Source organism: Desulfuromonas sp. (assembly GCA_002869615.1).
GTDB lineage: Bacteria > Desulfobacterota > Desulfuromonadia > Desulfuromonadales > UBA2294 > BM707.
In genome coordinates this window covers 90,103-109,937 of sequence record PKUH01000001.1, presented here as the reverse complement: position 1 = coordinate 109,937, position 19,835 = coordinate 90,103, and the positions used below count along the sequence as shown (strand labels likewise).

The following is a 19,835-nucleotide window of genomic DNA, read 5'->3' as shown; positions in this document are numbered from 1 at the left end:
TTTAATGCGATTCAATCTACACGTAAAAGTGTATCATGGTCAAGCCGTCGCTTCGCATGTTAAGATACGGTGATATGTCACTAAAATTTCGGAGTTTTTGTTCTATGAAATCATTTGTTGATTTGCATCTGCACAGCCACTGTTCAGACGGGTCCTATCCTCCGTCCGAAGTGATTCGCCGGGTTGCCGAAGCCGGCCTGAGAGCGGCCTCGATCTGCGACCACGATATGGTTGATGGCACCGACGAAGCGTTACAGGCCGGCCTTGAATACGACGTTGAGGTCCTGGTCGGTGTTGAACTGTCGGTCGCCTGGGAAAGCTACCAGGATATCCATCTGCTCGGTTATGGCTTTGATCATCATCATTCCGGTCTGAACTCGGCTCTGCAGGGATTTCGCGATTTTCGTAAAAACCGGAACATCATGATTGTTGAACGGGTCAATGAAAAGCTCGCAGCGGAGGGTAAAACTCAGCTATTGCTCGATGCGGTCCAGGCCCGAGCCGCCGGCGCAATCGGCCGGCCGCACATTGCCATGGAGCTGGTCGAACAAGGGCATGTTGCCGATTCCGATGATGCCTTCCGGCGTTACCTTGTTCACTGCAATGTTGAAAAACGGTATTTTCCGGTCAACGAAGCGATCAACCTTCTGCATCGGGCCGGTGGTATTGCCGTTCTTGCTCATCCACCGTTTATTTCGCCGGAGCGCCGGGTGATATCGGATCTCCTCGATGCCTTTGTCGAACTCGGGCTCGACGGTGTCGAAGCGTATAATTCGGGCGGATCGAACGACGATATTGAATGGGCGATTACCGAAGCGCGGCGGCGCGATCTGATTATTACCGGTGGTTCCGATTTTCATGGTGAATCAAAAGGGGATATCCGGATCGGTAGTGGTCGTGGCAACCTGAAGATCCCGTACAGCTGTGTCGAAGAGATTGGCCGGGCGGTAGCAAAAAGGGCAGGGCAGGCCGGATGACAAAATTCGATCTTTTTGCCACGGTTCCGAAGGGTCTCGAATCACTGCTGCTCAAGGAACTGAAAGCGTCGGGCGCCGGTAAAATTCGCAAAATCCGGGCTGGCGTCTCTTACACGGGTGATCTGGCGACCGCCTATCGCAGCTGCCTCTGGTCACGGCTGGCAAGCCGGGTGCTGCTGAAGCTGCAGTCGATGACGATCGCCGGCGAAGAAGATCTTTATCGTTTATGCAACGATTTTCCCTGGGAAGAGCATTTCTCAGTCGACCAGACCTTCGCGATCGATGTCACTCTGGTCGCTGCACCGCTCAACCACTCACATTACGCCGCCCTGCGAATCAAGGACGCCATTGTCGATCGTTTCCGTGACCGGACCGGCGAGCGGCCATCGGTCGATGTTCGCAACCCGGATGTCCGCTTCAATTTTCATCTGCGCAAGCAAGAAGGGAGTCTGGCGCTCGACCTTTCCGGCGACAGCCTGCACCGGCGGGGTTACCGCCAGGACGCCGGCGAAGCGCCGCTCAAAGAGAACCTGGCGGCGGCGTTATTGTTGCAGGCCGACTGGCCGGAGATCGCGGCGGCGGGTGGCGCCTTCTGCGACCCGATGTGTGGTTCCGGAACCCTGCCGATCGAGGCGGCGCTGATCGCCGCCGATATCGCCCCCGGACTTTTGCGTAATTACTTTGGTTTTATCGGGTGGAAACAGCACCAACCGGATCTCTGGGCGACGCTGGTTGCCGAGGCGGAGCAACGTCGTGACGCCGGGTGTCAGCGGCTACCCCGGATCGTTGGTTACGATGCCGATGGCAAAGTGGTGCGGCATGCCCTGGCCAATGTCGCCGCCGCAGGTCTGGAAAAAATAGTTCATATCGAAAAACGGGCGCTCGAAACACGCGAGGAATATTTTCCTGAAGGGAAACAGGGGCTTTTGCTGGTGAATCCACCCTATGGCGAGCGTCTCGGAGAGCGCAAGAGGCTGCGTGGACTCTATACCCGTCTCGGTGAGCGGTTGCAGTCCGACTTTGGCGGCTGGCAGGCAGCCGTATTGACCAGCGACCAGCAGCTCGCCTATGCCATCGGTCTGCGTCCGGAAAAGAGTGAGACGGTTTACAACGGCGCCATTGAATGCCAGTTGCTCCATTACCTGGTTCCGGCTGATGGTGCGAAGGTTCTGCCTGCATCTGACAAGGAGACTTCTGCTTCCGCCGAGTCGGCGTCAACCGCCGGTGCCGAGATGTTTGCCAACCGCTTGCGCAAGAACCTGAAGCGGCTCGGCAAATGGGCCCGTAAAAATGGCATCAGCTGTTATCGCCTTTATGATGCCGATATGCCGGAATATGCCGTTGCCGTTGATCTGTACGGCGACTGGGTCCACCTGCAGGAATATGCGCCGCCCGCTTCAATCGACGAAGAAGCGGCACGTCGACGGCTTGATGATATCATCGAGGTTCTGCCTGATGTTCTCTCGGTCAGGCGGGAACGGGTGATCGTCAAGGTCAGGCAACGTCAGAAGGGGAGTTCGCAATACCGTCGTCAGGGACAGGAGGGTGAATTCCTCGAAGTTGGCGAGGGGCGGGCCCGACTGCTCGTCAACCTGACCGACTACCTCGATACCGGGCTTTTTCTCGATCATCGGCCGGTCCGGAGGATGATCGGAGAAATGGTCGAAGGGCAACGGTTCCTTAACCTGTTTGCCTATACCGGTGCCGCCTCGGTTCATGCTGCCCTCGGCGGTGCCAGCGAAACGACCAGCGTCGACATGTCGAATACCTATCTCGACTGGGCCCGCCGCAACCTTGAGTTGAACGGCTTCAGCGCCGACGCCCACCGGACGATTCAGGCCGACTGTACCGAGTGGCTCGGCCAGGCCGAAGGGGAGTACGACCTGGTCTTCATCGATCCTCCGACCTTTTCCAATTCCAAGCGGATGGATGATACGTTCGAGATCCAGCGCGATCATGGCGCACTGCTGCAAGCGGCACTCAAGCTGCTGGCGAACAACGGCACGATCATTTTCTCGACCAACTTCCGGCGGTTCAAGTTCGATGTCGATGCTTTTCCGCAGCTCGAAGTCAGGGACATCTCGGCGCAAACCATTCCGGAGGATTTTCAGCGGAACCCGAAAATTCACTACTGTTTTTTACTGAAACGGCCGGGAGCGACCTGATATGGTCGAGATCGTCTATCTCGCTTATGGTTCCAACCTGCACCCGCTCCGCCTGCAACAGCGGGTACCGAGTGCCAAATGGGTTGGGCCGGTTGCGCTGCCCGGTTATCGTCTCGTTTTTCACAAGATCGGTATGGATGATTCCGGCAAATGCGACCTCCTTGGAACCGGTTGCCTGAACGATAAGGCCTGGGGCGTTCTTTTTACGATGTACCAGGTCGATAAACCGGCTCTCGATGAAGCGGAAGGCCCGGGGTACAGTTGTGAACCGTTTGACGTCGTTTTTGCCGGTGAAAGCCTTACGGCCATGACATATCTGGCAAAACCGGAGCGGCAGGACCCGGCGATGGTGCCGTTCGACTGGTACCGCGACCTGGTGCTGATCGGCGCCCGGTACAATTTTTTCCCGGATTCATATCTCGGCATGCTTTCACAGGTACCGACGCAACCGGACCCGGACCCGGAGCGGGCCCGACTGAATGCAGGGTTGATAAAGAAAATGACAAGAACTAAGAGTTAAACCGATGCAGGTTCCTGAGCTTTATGCTATAAAAATCAGGTTCTTATTTTGATTGCCGGAGACTGTTTGGTGAAAAAGAAGGAAACGTTAAAGGTTTTACTGTTGCAGATCCGTCGCGACCCTCAGGTCCGGCGTGAAGAGCACGAGAGCTTCTCCGATTACAGTGGCCTGGCTCCGGATCAGATCGATATCCATAACGTATTCGATAACCCGCGATTCGAACCCGACATTGTTGATGGCTACGATGCCCTCTTCGTTGGCGGTGCCAGTGATGCCTCGGTGCTTGAACCGGAGGTCTACACCTTTGTCCCGTACGGCGAGAAGCTGTTGCGTTCCTGTATCGATACTGGCCTGCCGGTATTCGCTTCCTGTTTCGGATTCCAACTGGTCGTGACGGCTCTCGGCGGCATCATCACGCGCGATACGGAAAACTTTGAAATGGGAACAGTGCCGATCTCTCTGCGCGAGATTGCGCATAATGACCCGGTCTTCCGTGGCGTTCCGGAGGGTTTTCCGGCTGTCTCGGTACATCAGGAAAAGACAATGCTGCCGCCGGAGGGCTGTGTTGAACTCGCCTATACCGCTGAATGTTGTCATTCGTTCAAAGTCATCGGAAAGCCGTTCTGGGCTTTCCAGTTTCATCCCGAGGTTGACAAGGCGCGGCTGGTCGAACGGCTGACTTTCTATAAAGAAAAATATACCGATGGTGACGGTCATCTCGACGAGGTTCTTGCATCGGCGGTCGAGACACCGGACTCGAACGGCCTGGTTCGCAACTTTGTCGACCGGGTCCTGATTGACGGCGAGGAGAGGTAATGGCCAGCGGATCAAAAAAGGTTATTTACGCTGCCCTGATCGGCAATACGCTGGTTGCGATTACCAAATTCATCGCAGCTGTCATCACCGGCAGTGCGGCGATGTTGGCCGAAGGTATCCATTCGGTTGTTGATACCGGCAACCAGGTGCTCCTCCTCTATGGTTTGAAGCAGGCAAAAAAGCCGGCTGATGAACTCTATCCCTTCGGCCACGGCAAGGAGGTCTATTTCTGGAGTTTCGTTGTTGCCATCCTGATCTTCGGTCTCGGCGGCGGTATTTCGATGTACGAGGGGGTCGGGCGACTGCTGCATCCGCAGCCGGTTGAAAAAAGCCTGGTCAGCTATTTTGTCCTCGGCCTGGCCATGCTGTTCGAAGGGGCGGCGCTCTTTTTCGCGTTGACCGAATTCTCGAGAGCCAAGGGGAAGTGGGGCTACATCGAAGCCGTGCAGCGTGGCAAGGATCCGACCCTTTTTGTGGTCCTGTTTGAAGATTCGGCGGCGTTGCTCGGTCTGGCTGTTGCTTTTTTCGGCGTGCTGCTGGCGGATTTGACCGGGGACCCGGTTTATGACGCTCTGGCGTCGGTCCTGATCGGGCTGCTGCTGTTCGGAACGGCCGCCTGGCTGGCGTATGAAACCAAGGGGTTGCTGATTGGTGAGCGGGCGCAAATCAGGGTAGTCCGGGAGATCAGGGAGTTGATCTATCGGAATGACGGAGTTGGCAACGTCAACGAAATACTGACCCTGCACATGGGGCCGGATTATATCCTGGCAAATATCAGCATCAATTTTGATGACAGTTTGACCTCGAATCAGCTTGAAAAGCTGGTTGCCGAAATTGATCGCCAGATCAGGACGGCTCAGCCGGAGGTCAAAAAGGTTTTTATCGAAGCAGAAGCGATGGTTAATGTCGAGCTTGAGGAATCATATAAAGACGAGTAAAGTTAATACCGCATGAATAACTCAGGTCTCTTGCCGGAGCTGCAGGAAGGACCGGGATGCTGAAGATCATGAAGCAAAATTTTTATTGCCTGTTGATAAGCTGCGGAATATTGCTGCTGTTATCCGGTTGCGGACTCTCCCGATTCCAGCAGACGCTGTCCGATGCGATGATGGATAACCCGGATCCGGATACGATCCGGCAAGCGATGCCGACCTTCCTGGTCGCGACCGATGCCCTGATTGCCGGTGCTCCGGACAATCCGGAACGGCTGCAAGCCGGGGCCGAACTCTATAGCGCCTATGCCGTTCTGTTTGTCAACGAGCCGGACCGGGGACGGCGCCTGGTTGACCGGGCCAGGTCTTATGGAGCAAGGGCCCTTTGCCTTGATGCCGATTTTGCCTGCGATCTCGAACATGCCGATTTTGATCAGTTTCGTTCGATTCTGAACAGGATTGAAGAGAATAAGTTCCCGGCACTTTTTGCCAATATTGTTAGCTGGCTCGCCTGGGCCCAGTTCAACAGCACTGACTGGTCGGTGATTGCCGGCCTGCCGAAATACGAGGCCGCGCTGGAGCATATTGTTGCGACTGATGAATATTATCGGCAGGGGGCCGCTCTGGTTTATCTCGGCATGCTGAAGAGTCTGCGCCCGCCGTCCCTCGGCGGCAAGCCGGATGAAGGACGATTTTATTTTGAACGGGCGATTGAGTTGAGCGAGGGGCGCAACCTTTCGGCCAAGTTTGAACTGGCTAACTCATATGCCCGGATGGTTTACGATCGTGAACTGCATGACCGGGTTCTGCAGGAGATTCTCGATGCACCGGTTGAAGCCGAAGGATTGACTCTGCAGAACGCGCTGGCCAAGGAGCGGGCCCGGGAACTTCTGGATTCCGCTGATGATTACTTTTAATTCACACCCGGGGGCAAGATAATGTCTGTTCGAATTAGTATTCTATTTGTTCTGTTGTTAACCTTTTGTCAACCGGTCGGTGCCGTCACGCTCAAGATCGCAACCGCGGCACCGGAAGGTTCGGTCTGGATGCAGGATATGCGGGCCGGGGCCGAGGAAATCGGTCTGCGCAGCAAGGGACGGGTCCGGATCAAGTTTTTTGCCGGCGGGGTCATGGGCAACGACAAGAGTGTGATGCGCAAGATCCGTATCGGTCAGCTGCATGGCGGTGCCTTTATTGCCGGCAGCCTAGAGGCGGTTTCCAATAATGTCAATATCATGAGTTTGCCGATGATCTTCCGTTCCTACGAAGAGGTTGACTACGTCCGCAAAGTGATTGACGACGATCTCAAGAGCGAACTCGAAGCGGGAGGTTTTGCCTGCTTCGGTTTTGCCGAAGGGGGCTTCGCCTACATCATGTCGCCGGCACCAATCCGGTCAATTTCCGATGTCAGCGGGCTCAAGGTCTGGGTGCCGGAAGGGGATCAGATCAGCTACCGGATTATGAAGTCCTTCGGACTGGCTCCGGTCAGCCTGCCGATCACCGATGTTATGACCGGTTTGCAGGCCAGGCTGATCGAGGTTGTTGCGGCCTCTCCGATCGGAGCCCTGGCGTTTCAATGGCATACCCGGATCAAGTATGTGACCGATACACCGCTTTCTTACATATATGGCACCCTGGTGATCGATAACCGGTTTTTCAGTAAACTTTCCGAGCCGGATCAGTTGCTGGTGCGCGAAGTCATGGGGCGTGTTTATACCAAGCTCAACCTGATCAACCGCAAGAATAATCAAGAGGCGATCAAGGCGATGACCGATCAGGGGATTGAATTTGTTAATACCCCGCCGGCCGAAAAAGAACGTTGGCAAAACGCAGCCGACACATTGATTGAAGAGCTTGGAGATGAGGGTGAGTTTTCACTCCCCCTCTACCGGAAACTTGCTTCCCGGCTTGAAGAATATCGCAACGGCAAAGTCTCCCGGGGCGATAATTGATGAACTCCGGCAAGAACCGGCTGCTGGAGCGCTTAGACCAATACGGCCGGACGCTTGAAAACAGCCTGCTGTGCCTTTTTCTTGGCCTGATGATCGTGCTTGGCGCCATGCAAATTGTTCAGCGTAACTTTTTCGATAGCTCCTTCTTCTGGTCGGATGAGTTGCTGCGGTTGCTGGTTCTCTGGCTCGGTCTGCTCGGGGCAGTCGCGGCAAGTCGCGATGACCGGCACATCAGCATTGATATCCTCTCCCGCTTTCTTCCGGAAAAAAAGAACCTGTTTCTACGGTTGCTGCTCGATTTGTTTACCGTTTTTGTCTGTGCGGTTCTCGCCTGGCATGGTGTTGGTTTTGTCCGCATGGAGCAGGAGTTCGGTTCAACCGTTCTGTCCGGACAGCCGGCCTGGATATTCGAGCTGATTATACCGCTCGCTTTCGGCCTGATCGCCTATCGTTATGCCGTGTTCTTTTTGCACCGACTTCAGCAGCTAAAAAACTGGCAGGGTGAGGCATGATTCTCGTCGGTCTCGGACTTTTTATCCTCGCTGTCTGCGGAGCGCCGCTCTTTACGATCATTGCCGCCAGCGCCATGTGGGGTTTTTATCGTCAGGATATTGATCTCTCGGTGATGACGATAGAGGTCTATCGGATTGCCGAGATGCCGATCCTGCTGGCAATCCCGCTTTTTACTTTCGCCGGGTACCTGCTCAGTGAAAGCGACGCTCCGAGCCGCCTGGTCCGGGTGACCCGCTCTCTGATCGGATGGATGCCGGGCGGATTGGCCGTTGTTGCACTTACCGCCTGTGCCCTGTTTACGGCATTCACCGGTGCTTCAGGGGTCACAATTATTGCTCTTGGTGCCCTTCTTTTTCCGGCCCTGATTGAAGATGGCTACGATGAACAGTTCAGTCTCGGCCTGGTCACGACCTCGGGGAGCCTCGGATTGCTTTTTGCCCCGTCGCTGCCACTGATTCTTTACGGTATCGTCGCCCAACAGACGGCAACCGGCGTCACCGTTTCGATCGATCGGCTTTTCCTGGCCGGTCTGTTTCCGGGTATCCTGATGGTCGCCCTGCTTAGTGCTTGGACGATCTGGAGCAACCGCAGCCTGCGCCGACCGCTCGCATCTTTTTCGCTTTCCGGACTGGCCGGCGCTCTGCGCGAGTCGATCTGGGATCTTCCGCTGCCGTTTATTGTTCTCGGTGGAATTTACAGCGGTTTTTTTGCAGTCTCCGAAGCGGCATCGGTCACGGCAGTCTACGTTCTTGTCGTCGAAGTGCTGATTCTTCGTGAAATCGAATTCAGAGCTTTGCCCGGGATCATTCGCAAATCAATGGCGCTGGTGGGCGGCATTATGGTGATTCTCGGATTGTCGCTGGCGTCAACGACCTACATGATTGATGCCGGGGTGCCGGAAAAGCTGTTTGCGTTTGTTCACGACCACGTATCGAGCCGGCTCGGTTTTCTATTGTTGCTCAACCTGTTTCTTCTGGTTCTCGGGGCCATCCTCGATATCTTCTCGGCACTGGTCCTGGTGGTGCCGCTGATTCTCCCGGTTGCCATCGGCTACCAGATCGATCCGTTGCATCTCGGGATTATCTTCCTTGCCAATATGCAGCTCGGTTATCTGACCCCTCCGGTCGGTCTCAACCTTTTTATCGCCGGATATCGTTTTGAAAAGCCGATCACAACGATCTACCGGTCAACCATTCCGTTTTTTATTGTCCTGCTGCTCTCGGTGCTGATCATCACCTATTGGCCGAGCCTGTCATTGTGGTTGGCCGGTTAAAAAACTCAAATCAGTTAGCCACCAAGACACCAAGAAAATCAAATCCTGTTATTATATGACATCAGTAGCAGACGCCCTTAGACGAAGTCGCAAAAAAAACAACGATTTTAAACCTTTTTTGTTTGCCCCGGAGGTTTTAAGGTTTACTTGGTGGCTCCGTGGCGAAGGGTTTGATTTTGTTAAATGCCCAGCGTGTGCTCCAGCACGATCTTGATCCCGATCAGAATTAATACAATTCCGCCGAAAATTTCGACATTGCCGCCCCATTTGTTCCCAACCTTGCGACCAATCTGCATTCCGATGATCGTGAAAATTCCGGCAACCAGGCCGATAATCAGTGCCGGCAGCCAGACCGTGATCTTGAGCATGCCGAGCGACAAACCGACGGCGAGGGCGTCAATGCTGGTCGCGATCGAAAGAAAAACAAGCGACATGCCACGTGTCGGGTCACCCGGTTGGCGCTCCTCTTTTTCCGGGTGGAGTGCTTCATGGATCATATGTCCGCCGACAAAGACGAGCAAGGCGAAGGCGATCCAGTGGTCGAAGTCGATAATGTAGGATTGGACGGTCCGGCCGACCAGCCAGCCGATCACCGGCATCAGCGCCTGGAATAATCCGAAGTGAAAGCCGAGGCGGAAAAAATGACGGCCGGTCAGAGGGGAGACCGCGACCCCTACGCTAAGAGCGACGGCAAAAGCATCCATCGCCAGTGCGACGGCAATTCCAAAAAGGGTTAGAAAGTTCATGTTTTTTGTCCGGTTCAGTAGGCTTCGATTTGATATTGCCGCTCGGACACTCTTATGTCAACAGCATCAACTGCGATTAGGGGCAGGGGCAACTTGCGCATATTTTATTCAATGGTTATATTGTCTGGTGGATAAGGTCTTGCCATAAAGGATTGTCAGGGAGTATCATGATTACTTGTATGGTAAATAACGCTCACTAATCTGGCTGAGAGGTTGTTCAATGCGGTTCGTTTTCTTAATGCTTTTCGTTCTTCTGAGTTCAACCCCGATTTTCGCTTTCGGTGGTAGTGGAGATGGCTGCGGCGCCGGTGATTGCCGTGACTGTCACAGCATGGATATCAAGGAAGCAAACGAGATCCTGGGGCGGGGTATCGACAAGGTGCATAAAGTCGAGTTCGCCGAAATGCCGGGCCTGTTTGTCGTCGATGTCGAAAAGAGTGGTCAGACGTTTCCGATCTTTATTGATTTTTCAAAGCAGTACGTTGTCAGTGGCAACATCATCCGTCTGGCGGATGGCAAGAACATCACCCAGGAGCGGATCGCACAGCAGCCGAAAAAAGATCTCTTTGTCGATGTCAGCAAAATTCCGGTCGACGATGCCTTGTTGCTCGGCAAAAAGGACGCGAAAACCAAAGTCATTGTCCTGACCGACCCCGAGTGCCCGTATTGCGGACGCCTGCATGCCGAACTGGAGAAAGTAGTCGAGGAGAACGCTGATATTGCCTACCTGATCAAGATGCTGCCGTTGCCGATGCACAAGAACGCCTATCCGATTGCGAAGAATGTCATCTGCAACAAGGATATGAACCTGCTCGCTGCCAGTTTTGCGGCGATCGGCAATGACAAACAGCTTAAGCTACTCGCCGCGCAGCCGGCAAGTTGTGAGACCGGCGTGATTGAAAAGACGATGGCAATCGCCGCCGAACTCGGTCTCCGTTCGACGCCGACCCTGGTCTACCCGAATGGTTTCGTTGATCCCGGCTACAAGCAAGCTGAAATGTTGACAGAAATCGCCCATGCCGCTGCCAGTGGAGAAAAATAAGGGCAAATCGCTTGCCTCAAAGTCTTTTATCTGATAAAAAATCAGATCATTTTACAAGTTGAGAGGGAGGAATAATTTGATGGGTTTGATGGATGGGAAGCGCGGCATTATTTTCGGGGTCGCCAACGATAAAAGTATTGCCTGGGGTGTTGCCCAGCAGCTGAGGGCTGCCGGCGCCGAGCTCGCCTTCACTTATCTCAATGAGTCACTTGAAAAAAGAGTTCGACCGCTCGCCGAGAGTCTCGACTCGAACATCATCCTTCCCTGCGACGTTGCTTCCGATGAAGAGATTCAATCCGTTTTTGACGAACTGGAGAAGCAGTGGGGGACCATTGATTTTGTCGTGCACGCGGTCGCTTTTGCCAACCGTGACGATCTGAAACGGCCCTTTACCCAGACCAGCCGCGACGGCTTCTCCCTGGCGATGGATATCAGCGCCTATTCACTGGTCGCCATGACCCGCTCAGCTTTGCCGCTGATGAATGATGGCGGTTCGATTATCACCATGACTTATCTCGGGTCTGTGATGGCTGTGCCGGGATACAATGTCATGGGCGTCGCCAAGGCAGCACTTGAATCAACCGTCCGCTATCTCGCCGCCGAGTTGGGTGAGCAGAATATCCGGGTCAACGCCGTTTCCGCCGGTCCGATCAAAACCCTGGCGGCGTCCGGGGTCGGTAATTTCAAGGAAAAACTCCGGGTCATGGAGCAGCGGAGCCCGATGCGCCGGGTCATCACCCAGGAAGAGGTCGGCAAGGCTTCCCTCTACCTGCTCTCCGACCTCGCTTCCGGGGTCACGGGTGAAATCCATTACGTCGATGCCGGATTCAATATCTCGGCCGAATGATCGACTGTTGTCATAACTGAACTCAAGGCCCCGCATGGGGCCTTTTGTGTTTGACATGCAGAGCTTTTGCCACGAAGACACCAAGACACGAAGAAAGACATGTGAATTTTCTAAGTGGTTAAAATGCTTTACAGTTTGCATTCAAGCTAACCAAAAAGTTCATTTGGTTCTGTTTTAGATTTTCTTGACGCCTTTGCGTTAAAACAACAAAAGATTCTGGTTTTCTTCGTGTCAGAATAATTTCGAGGTTTTGATTTGCCGACACTTCACGGAAATATAGCCGGACTGAAATCGAGCCAGGTCAAGGCGCTGGAGCGGATTTACTCCCGCCGCATCCCGCCCGACAGCCTGGTGACCCCGGATCTGGCCCGCTTTCTGACCGAACTCTCGTATGATATTCGGCGCCAGATCGGCATCCTGGTCGATCGCCAGGGAGCGATTTCACATGTCATTATCGGCGACGACCGTGAAATCTATATTCCGGAACTTTCCCGGTTCAGGATTACCGGCGCCGGCCTGCGCGGCCTGCGTTGTATTCATACCCATCTCAGGGGTGAACAGTTGTCGCAGGATGACCTGACCGACCTCGCGCTGTTGCGTCTCGATATGATGGTCGCTCTGGCGGTTGAAGAAAACGGTCTTCCCGGAACAGTTCATTATGCGCATCTGTTGCCGCCGAATCCGGAGAATAAGTCCGTCGAGGTTCTGCGGGCAGCGTCGATCCACACCCTCGATCTCAACTTTGAACAGTTTCTCCGTTCTCTCGACGTTGAGATCGAGCGCAAGGTCTCAGAAACGGTTGACCTCTCCGACACCCGGGAGAAGGCGATACTGATTTCGGTGAGTCAAAGTTCACGGGCTGAAACCGAAGATTCGCTCGATGAGTTGACCGAGCTGGCGCGTACGGCTGATGTTGTTGTGCTCGACCGGGTGATTCAACGGCCGCGCAAACTCAATCCGAAGTATCTGATGGGCGAAGGGAAAATCAAGGAGGTCGTGATTTCGGCGATGCAGCAGGGAGCGACCCTTCTGGTTTTTGATCAGAACCTTTCGCCGATGCAGGCGAGCAATATCAGCGCGATCACCGAGATCAAGGTTATCGACCGCAGCCAGCTGATTCTCGATATCTTTGCCCGGCGGGCTCATACCCTTGATGGCAAGGTCCAGGTTGAACTCGCCCAACTCAAATATATCCTGCCGCGACTGACCGGACGAGGCACCGCAATGTCGCGTCTCGCCGGCGGTATCGGCGGGCGCGGTCCGGGAGAGACCAAGCTCGAGGTTGATCGACGCCGTATCCGGGATCGGATTGCCCGCCTCGAAAAACAGCTGAAGAACCTTTCGAAGGGGCGTAAGCAACGACGCCGGAAAAGAGGCCGGAGCGACCTGCCGATTGTTTCGATCGTCGGTTACACCAATGCCGGAAAGTCGACCTTGCTTAACGCCCTGACCCAGAGCAAGGTGCTGACTGAGGACCTGCTTTTCGCAACCCTCGATACGGCGACCCGGCGGCTCCGGTTCCCGATGGAGCGCGAGGTCATCATTACCGATACCGTCGGCTTTATCCGGCAGTTGCCGAAGAGCCTGTTCGGAGCCTTTACCGCGACTCTCGAAGAGCTCGAGGATGCCGACCTGCTGCTGCACGTCGTCGATATCTCGAATCCGCGCTTCGAGCAGCAGATTGCATCGGTTGAGCAGATTCTGTCAGATCTCGATCTCGGCATGATTCCGCGATTGCTCGTGTTTAATAAAACAGACCGGATTCCGTCGGAAGAGATTGCCCCGTATTGTCGGCGTTTCGAGGCGGTTCCGGTGTCGGCTCTCGACCGCAAAACCTTTGAACCGCTGATGCATGAAATGGCGGATCGATTCTGGCCGGAAGAGATGGAACCCCTTGACGAATAAGGTTTTTTCGTTTAGCCTCTGAAGCCTGAAGAAGGGAATATTTTAATGCGCTTTATTGCATTTCTGCTTTTGCCGATACTGGCCGGATGCCTGTCCGGTCTTTCTGCTGTCGAGACAAGGAACGCTCCGGAGGAACCTCCGGAAATGCTCACGTTCAAACCGCTGCTCGCGACTGGAGAAAACGTCGAACGGCTTTCGCTGCTCGACCTCTCACTCGGCGAGCCGATACCAGCTTATTCGATGCTCAGCGGCGAGGATAACCCCTGGCGGGTCGAAACCAGGCTGCTTCTGAATGCCACCGACCCGGAAACCCTTGCCGACAACTCGCTGCTTGCCGTCAGCGGTGAGGATGCACCCGAGGACGAGGGCAAGACGACTCTTCTGGTCGGGGTCTCCGACGATTTTCCGGTCGTGCATAACGCCAAGGTTCAGTATTTCATCGACTACTACACCGGCCGCGGGCACAAGGTTTTTACCCGCTGGCTTGAGCGTTCGTCGCGCTACCTGCCGATGATGCGGGAAATCTTTGCCGAGCATGGCCTGCCGAAGGATCTTGCATATCTCGCCATGGTCGAATCGGGCTTTAATACCCGGGCCTACAGCTGGGCACACGCGGTCGGTCCATGGCAGTTCATCAGGGGCACCGGTCGGATGTATGATCTCAAGCAGGACTGGTACCGTGACGAACGGCGTGATTTTGAAAAGTCAACCCGGGCAGCGGCCCGTTTTCTGTCCGATCTGCGTGACCAGTTCGATGGCGAATGGTATCTCGCAGTTGCCTCTTACAATGCCGGGCCGGGCAAGATCCGGACGGCGATCCGCAAGTACAAGACCCGCGATTTTTGGGAGATGAGCCGTGGCAGATATCTGCGGGCTGAAACCAAAAACTACGTTCCCAAGCTGATGGCGGCGTTGACTCTGGCCAAGGATCCCGAGAAATACGGATTCACGGACCTCGATTTTCAGGAACCGCTACAGTATGAAACGGTATCGATTCCGAGCGTTACCGATCTCGAGATCGTTGCCAGAATGAGCGGCACCACCTACGAGGAGATCAAGCAGCTCAACCCCGAACTGAAACGCTGGTGCACGCCACCGGGCGAGACTGATTACCAGCTCCGGATTCCGCTCGGTTCAACCGCCACCTTCAGCGAGCAATACGCCAAGCTTTCACCTTCTGATCGCGCCAACTACATGCGCTACAAGATCAAGAAGGGTGACACCCTCGGTGCCCTGTCGCGCCGGTATAATGTGCGCCTCAACGATATCATCGCGTTGAATAATATCCGCAACCCGCGGGCGATCAGTATCGGCACCAACCTGGTATTGCCGCTCAAGAAAGGTTATAGCAGTCGGCCGGTCAAAGAGCTGCGTGACGACTACATCAAGACCCGCCGCCAGGTCTATACCGTCCGCTCCGGTGATTCGCTCTGGTCGATTTCACGCAAGTTCGGAGTCAGTGAGCATCAGCTCCGGGTCTGGAACCGGCTCGGCTGGAGCAACGTGATTCGCCCCGGTCAACGCCTCGTCGTATCGGCGAAGGCAGCCCAACGAAAAGTACGCAAAGCGGTCAAGGCCGACGGCCCACCACGCCAAATCATCTACAAGGTCCGCTCCGGCGACACCCTCTGGGGTATCGGCCGCAAGTTTGCCGTCGAGACCAGCCAGATCCGCAACTGGAACAATCTCAATCAGAACCATGTCCTGCAACCGGGTGACAAGCTGACCCTGATCGTTCGAACCCGCAAGAGCAGCTGACGTGGAACAGGCGCTTTTTATCGTTGATCCCGATGCGATACCGGTTGGCGACTGGTCGCGCATCTATTTCGGTTCCGAGTTCTGTTGCTGGACTTTCCCCGATTCTTCCCACATTGAAAAAGCGCTTGCCGTTGCCCGTAAAACGAATCGTCATTTCTCACTGGTGACACCGGTGCTCAGCGAGCCGTTTATCCCGATTTTGCGTACCACTCTCGAACAGGTACTGCCGCAGTTGCAGGCTGAGGATGAAGTGATCCTTTCCGACCTCGGAACACTCAGATTGCTCGACCAACTCGGTGCTGAAACGACCCGGGTTATTGGACGGGTTCTCTCCGGGCAGAAACGGGGTCCACGGATTCTTGGTCTCGATCTGAAGCCAAGCGAAGCCGCATACTTTCAGCGTGGTAGCTGGTATCAAGATGAAGCAGCCGCTTTTCTCGCGGAGCACGCCGTCAGTCGGGTCGAACTCGACAACCTGTTGCAGGGTATCGCGCCGCTACCAAAGCAGCTCAAAGGGACCCTGCATTTTCCCTGGGCAATGGTCGCCTCTAGCCGGAACTGCCCATTACGCGAACCAGGCCGGACCGGCCCCTGTTCGGGGGGGTGCGGCGAAGTGATGAAGCTGACAACGCCGGAAACGCCGATTCCTTTGTTTCAGGCGGGTAACAGCCAGTTTCTGCGCAACGATATCCTGCCCGGAAATCTCGCGGAAAGCGGTGTCGATCGGACGGTTGAGCATGTTGTCCTGCCCCGCTGAATGCCTTTGACTTTTAGAGGGTGGGTTGCTAAACTCTGCGCTCAATTTGATCGAAAGGAATTAATAACAAGATGTTAGGAATACTCGTTTCACTTCTCAGCGGCACTGCAGTCGCTGTTGCTTTAACCCTTGGTGCAAAGCTGGCTGTCGGCTGGTCGGTTTTTACCGGACTGATCGTCACCGCGATTGTGTTCATGATTATCTTCCGGGTCGTCACCAAGAAGGTAACCGCCGGCATGGAGATCGTTCAGCGTGATATGCAGGCGAATCGTCCGGAAAAAGCGATCAAGACGCTAGAGGCTCTGCAGAAATTTGCTCCGTGGCAGCTTTATCTCAAGGGCCAGATTGCCGCCCAGATCGGCGCCATTTATTACCTGCGCCGTGATTTCAAGACAGCTTTCGATTACCTTGCCAACGCCTTCAGCAAGCATTGGGCCGGCATGGGTATGCTGGCGGTCTGTTATATGAAGAAGAACAAACCGGGCGAGATGATGAAGACCTTTGACAAGGCGGTCATGGTCAATAAAAAAGAACCGGTTATCTGGGAACTCTATGCGTTCTGTCTCGAGAAGATCGGTGAACATGACAAGGCGATCGAGATCCTTGAAAAGGGGATCAAGAAGGTCGGTGGTCACGAGCAGATGGAAAGCAATCTGCAGCTGATCAAGGAAGGGAAGAAGCAGAAGATGAAGCCGTATGGTGATCTCTGGTACCAGTTCCATCTCGAGAAGACCGGAGCCATTATCAAGCAGCAGACCAAGGCGATGACCGGCCGGAAGAAGACGATTGTGCGGCGTTGATTCGATTATGGGCAAGAAAAAAGATAATGCACAATTCAATAACCCTTTCAGTGCGCTGAAGGGGTTATCTGTTTCCGCCGACAAGAAACCGGAAAAGAAACCCGAGCCGAAACCGGTCAGCCAACCTGAACCGAAATTGCCGCAAATAGAAGCTGACGCAGATTTCTTCTCTGAGATGTCAGGTCTCGGGGTGCGCAAGATCGACCGGGATAGCCTCGAAAAGCCCGATCCGGTGCGTCTTTCGGCCGAAACTGAAGCTGAAGCAAGTTTCTACGGTAAAAAAGAACGGGTTCAGACTGGTGGTAGAGTGGCCCGCCCAAGACGCGACAAACTGCTACGGCGCGGCGATCTCGAACCGCAGGCCGAACTGGATTTGCACGGCGTCAAGACTGATGCGGTGCAGCAGAAAGTTGGCTGGTTTCTCGAAAACTCAAAGTTCTATGGCTTTGAAGCCGTCCGGATCATTACCGGCAAGGGAAACCACTCCGATACTGGGCCGGTGCTGCGACCACTGGTTGAAGCTTACCTGAATGGCCCGGGCCGAACTTATGTTATCGAATGGGTGCAGGCTCCGCCGAAGCAGGGCGGTGCGGGGGCGATTATCGTTTTTCTGAAAGTTGACTGAAGAGGCCGGAGCAGATGCTCCGGCCTTTGTTCTATTTATTGTTCTCATTGCCCTTGGGCAAAAGTGGCTCCATAAAGGACTCAAGGAATGATCGTTTTGGTTTCGATTTAACTTCCTCCGCCGGGGTCTCTTTCTCTACTATTTTTTCTTTTTCCGGCTCATTGCCGTCTTTCTTGGCATCTGTTTTATTCTCCTCCGCCGGCTTGTCTTTATTTGGCCGACGCCGGGGCGGCCGTCGGCGCCGCGGCGGATGATCCTTTTTCTCGGCAGCTGCTTCGGGTATGGTCACGGGTGTCTTTTCTTGCTGTTCTGTCGGCGCATCGTCCTGTGCTGCCTCATTTTTTGCAGCGGACGGTTTGCGCCGCGGCGGCCGGCGCCGTCTTGGTTGTTGATCCTTTTTCTCGTCGTCCTTCTTGCCACCGTTCGATTCAGGCTTGTTTTTGTTCTGGTCTCCCGACTTTTTCGGCTCAGTATCCGGTTTCGGATGGGACGGCGTCTCGCTCTCAGTGTTGTCGGCATCTTTGTCCAGTTTGACGATGTCGAGTTCAACCCGTTCATCATGGAAGTCATGATTGCCGATAATATGGATCGAAATATTAAGTTTCTTTTCCATCTCCAGGATTTCTTCACGGCGAACATTAAGAAGGTAATGACCGACTTCTTCCGGAACGGTTACGATCGCTTTTCCGATCTTGCCCTTGGCGCAGGTTGTGTGCAGCTGGCGGAGGACGGCAACCGCCTGGGCTTCGGCGTTTTTGACCCGGCCGCTGCCGCCGCAGTTGGGGCAGGGTTGGTAAGAGCCTTCAGCCAGAGTCGGACGGAGCCGCTGGCGGCTCATCTCCAAAAGGCCGAACTGGCTGATCTTGCCGACCGAAAGTTTCGCCTTGTCGTTCTTGAGGGAATTTTTCAGCGTTTTTTCAACCTCGCGATTGTTTTTGCGATCGCGCATGTCGATAAAATCGATAACAATCAGGCCACCGAGGTCGCGCAGGCGAAGCTGCCGGCCGATTTCGGCAGCGGCTTCCATGTTCGATTTGTATGCGGTCGCTTCGATCCCGTGCTCACCGGCCATCCGTCCCGAGTTGACATCGATGGCGACCAGTGCTTCGGTCTGGTCGAGTACGATTGAGCCGCCGGAGGGCAGTGGCACCTTGTTGCTGGTGATCGTTTCAATCTGCTCCTCGACCTGGTAGCGTGAAAAGATCGGCCGCCGTTCAAGGTGTTGCTTGAGGATCTTGACCTGGGCCGGCATGATCGCCTTGAAGAAATCTTTTGCTTCATTGAATACGTCAGGATCATCAATCAGGATTTCATCCATGTCGGTGCTGAAATGCTCGCGGATCGAACGGATGACGACATTCGATTCCTGGAAAAGGAGGGCCGGTGCCTTCTCCTTTTTGTTGGCCTGTTGGATTTTTTTATAGATGCCGGAGAGGTACTTGTAGTCGCGTTTGAGTTCGGTGACTTTCTGGCCGATCCCGGCGGTGCGAACGATGTAGCCCATATTGTCCGGAATTTTTAAAGTCGCCATCGCCTCTTTCAGTTTCTTGCGGGTGGTGTCGTCTTCGACCTTGCGTGATATCCCCTTGGTTGTGCTGTCCGGCATCAGGACCATGTAGCGGCCCGGAAGGGAGAGGTTAGTGGTCAGGGCGGCACCCTTGGTGCCACGCTCTTCCCGGATAATCTGGACAAGCAACTCCTGACCCCGTTTGAGAATTTCAGTGATGCGGGGGCGCTGGCCGGATTCCTGGGTTTTTTTCGGGAAAAGGGACGGATGGAGTTCGCCGATCTGCAGAAAGCCGAGACGGTTGGCCCCATAATCAACGAAAGCGGCCTGCAGCCCCGATTCAACCCGGACCACGGTCGCCTTGTAAATATCACCCTTGTTTTCTGTACTGCCTGCAGTTTCGATGTCGAGTTCGGTCAGAACGCCGTCCTCGACGATAGCAACCCGGTTCTCCTCTGAGTGGGTGGCGTTAATCAACATTTTCTTGCTCATATTCAGTTGTACTTTCCGGGTGAACCTCGGCACACCCCATAAATTTATGCTGGCAGCTTCTTTAACTGCCAAACGATCCATAACGGTTTGTTATGGCCGCGCGAGTCGAATTGTAGATGACCGGATGTTATGCCTCAACGATCGGGAAATGGTCGGAGGCGACCTGTCAAGATGTTTAATATTATCAATATTATAGCTATCTGGTCGA

At 54.6% G+C, this 19,835-nt stretch carries 18 protein-coding genes; 16 read left to right on the top strand and 2 right to left on the bottom strand.

The window, feature by feature from the left end:
• Nucleotides 1–104: 104 nt before the first annotated feature.
• From C0623_00475 to C0623_00435, 9 genes are all read left to right on the top strand, one after another.
• Nucleotides 105–977 (top strand): phosphatase, encoded by an 873-nt coding sequence (locus C0623_00475; protein ID PLY03859.1) that lies wholly within the window; start codon nucleotides 105–107, stop codon nucleotides 975–977.
• Nucleotides 974–3,142: a bifunctional 23S rRNA (guanine(2069)-N(7))-methyltransferase RlmK/23S rRNA (guanine(2445)-N(2))-methyltransferase RlmL gene (locus C0623_00470; GenBank protein PLY03858.1), complete on the top strand. Its 2,169-nt coding sequence runs from the start codon at nucleotides 974–976 to the stop codon at nucleotides 3,140–3,142. Before C0623_00475 ends, C0623_00470 begins: the two co-directional genes overlap by 4 nt.
• Nucleotide 3,143: 1 nt before the next feature.
• Nucleotides 3,144–3,662: a gamma-glutamylcyclotransferase gene (locus tag C0623_00465; protein ID PLY03857.1), complete on the top strand. Its 519-nt coding sequence runs from the start codon at nucleotides 3,144–3,146 to the stop codon at nucleotides 3,660–3,662.
• A 66-nt stretch (nucleotides 3,663–3,728) separates the two neighbouring features.
• Complete coding sequence (locus tag C0623_00460) at nucleotides 3,729–4,478, top strand: aminotransferase (protein PLY03856.1); 750 nt, start codon at nucleotides 3,729–3,731, stop codon at nucleotides 4,476–4,478.
• Nucleotides 4,478–5,416, top strand: coding sequence for a cation transporter (locus C0623_00455; GenBank protein ID PLY03855.1), 939 nt, complete (start codon nucleotides 4,478–4,480; stop codon nucleotides 5,414–5,416). The genes C0623_00460 and C0623_00455 overlap by 1 nt, the downstream gene beginning before the upstream one ends.
• Before the next feature lie 56 nt (nucleotides 5,417–5,472).
• Nucleotides 5,473–6,327: a hypothetical protein gene (locus C0623_00450; GenBank protein PLY03854.1), complete on the top strand. Its 855-nt coding sequence runs from the start codon at nucleotides 5,473–5,475 to the stop codon at nucleotides 6,325–6,327.
• Nucleotides 6,328–6,348: 21 nt separating this feature from the next.
• On the top strand, nucleotides 6,349–7,362 hold the full coding sequence (locus C0623_00445) for a C4-dicarboxylate ABC transporter (protein PLY03853.1): 1,014 nt from the start codon (nucleotides 6,349–6,351) through the stop codon (nucleotides 7,360–7,362).
• A complete protein-coding gene (locus C0623_00440; GenBank protein ID PLY03852.1) occupies nucleotides 7,362–7,874 on the top strand; it encodes a TRAP transporter small permease in 513 nt (170 codons plus the stop codon). Before C0623_00445 ends, C0623_00440 begins: the two co-directional genes overlap by 1 nt.
• Nucleotides 7,871–9,148, top strand: a complete 1,278-nt coding sequence (locus tag C0623_00435; GenBank protein ID PLY03851.1) for a C4-dicarboxylate ABC transporter — start codon at nucleotides 7,871–7,873, stop codon at nucleotides 9,146–9,148. The genes C0623_00440 and C0623_00435 overlap by 4 nt, the downstream gene beginning before the upstream one ends.
• 179 nt (nucleotides 9,149–9,327) lie before the next feature.
• Here the strand turns inward: C0623_00435 and C0623_00430 are convergent, their stop codons facing one another.
• Entirely contained in the window at nucleotides 9,328–9,894 is a 567-nt protein-coding gene (locus tag C0623_00430) for a hypothetical protein (protein ID PLY03850.1), read from the bottom strand.
• A gap of 220 nt (nucleotides 9,895–10,114) precedes the next feature.
• Between C0623_00430 and C0623_00425 the strand changes: the two genes are divergently transcribed.
• The 7 genes from C0623_00425 to C0623_00395 all read left to right on the top strand — a co-directional run bounded on the left by C0623_00425 (nucleotide 10,115) and on the right by C0623_00395 (nucleotide 17,628).
• Nucleotides 10,115–10,936: a hypothetical protein gene (locus C0623_00425; GenBank protein ID PLY03849.1), complete on the top strand. Its 822-nt coding sequence runs from the start codon at nucleotides 10,115–10,117 to the stop codon at nucleotides 10,934–10,936.
• A 79-nt stretch (nucleotides 10,937–11,015) separates the two neighbouring features.
• Nucleotides 11,016–11,783, top strand: a complete 768-nt coding sequence (locus C0623_00420; protein PLY03848.1) for an enoyl-[acyl-carrier-protein] reductase FabI — start codon at nucleotides 11,016–11,018, stop codon at nucleotides 11,781–11,783.
• Nucleotides 11,784–12,068: 285 nt separating this feature from the next.
• The gene (hflX, locus tag C0623_00415; protein PLY03882.1) at nucleotides 12,069–13,688 is read left to right on the top strand and encodes a GTPase HflX; all 1,620 of its coding nucleotides are present in this window, start codon (nucleotides 12,069–12,071) and stop codon (nucleotides 13,686–13,688) included.
• A 45-nt stretch (nucleotides 13,689–13,733) separates the two neighbouring features.
• Nucleotides 13,734–15,446, top strand: coding sequence for a lytic transglycosylase (locus C0623_00410; protein PLY03847.1), 1,713 nt, complete (start codon nucleotides 13,734–13,736; stop codon nucleotides 15,444–15,446).
• Nucleotide 15,447: 1 nt separating this feature from the next.
• A complete protein-coding gene (locus C0623_00405) occupies nucleotides 15,448–16,203 on the top strand; it encodes a hypothetical protein (protein ID PLY03846.1) in 756 nt (251 codons plus the stop codon).
• A 71-nt stretch (nucleotides 16,204–16,274) separates the two neighbouring features.
• On the top strand, nucleotides 16,275–17,003 hold the full coding sequence (locus C0623_00400) for a hypothetical protein (GenBank protein ID PLY03845.1): 729 nt from the start codon (nucleotides 16,275–16,277) through the stop codon (nucleotides 17,001–17,003).
• Nucleotides 16,990–17,628 carry a hypothetical protein gene (locus C0623_00395; GenBank protein PLY03844.1) on the top strand — a complete coding sequence of 213 codons (639 nt, stop codon included), beginning with the start codon at nucleotides 16,990–16,992 and terminating at the stop codon, nucleotides 17,626–17,628. The genes C0623_00400 and C0623_00395 overlap by 14 nt, the downstream gene beginning before the upstream one ends.
• 31 nt (nucleotides 17,629–17,659) lie before the next feature.
• Here the strand turns inward: C0623_00395 and C0623_00390 are convergent, their stop codons facing one another.
• Nucleotides 17,660–19,708, bottom strand: coding sequence for a ribonuclease E (locus C0623_00390; GenBank protein ID PLY03843.1), 2,049 nt, complete (start codon nucleotides 19,706–19,708; stop codon nucleotides 17,660–17,662).
• Between the last annotated feature and the right edge of the window lie 127 nt (nucleotides 19,709–19,835).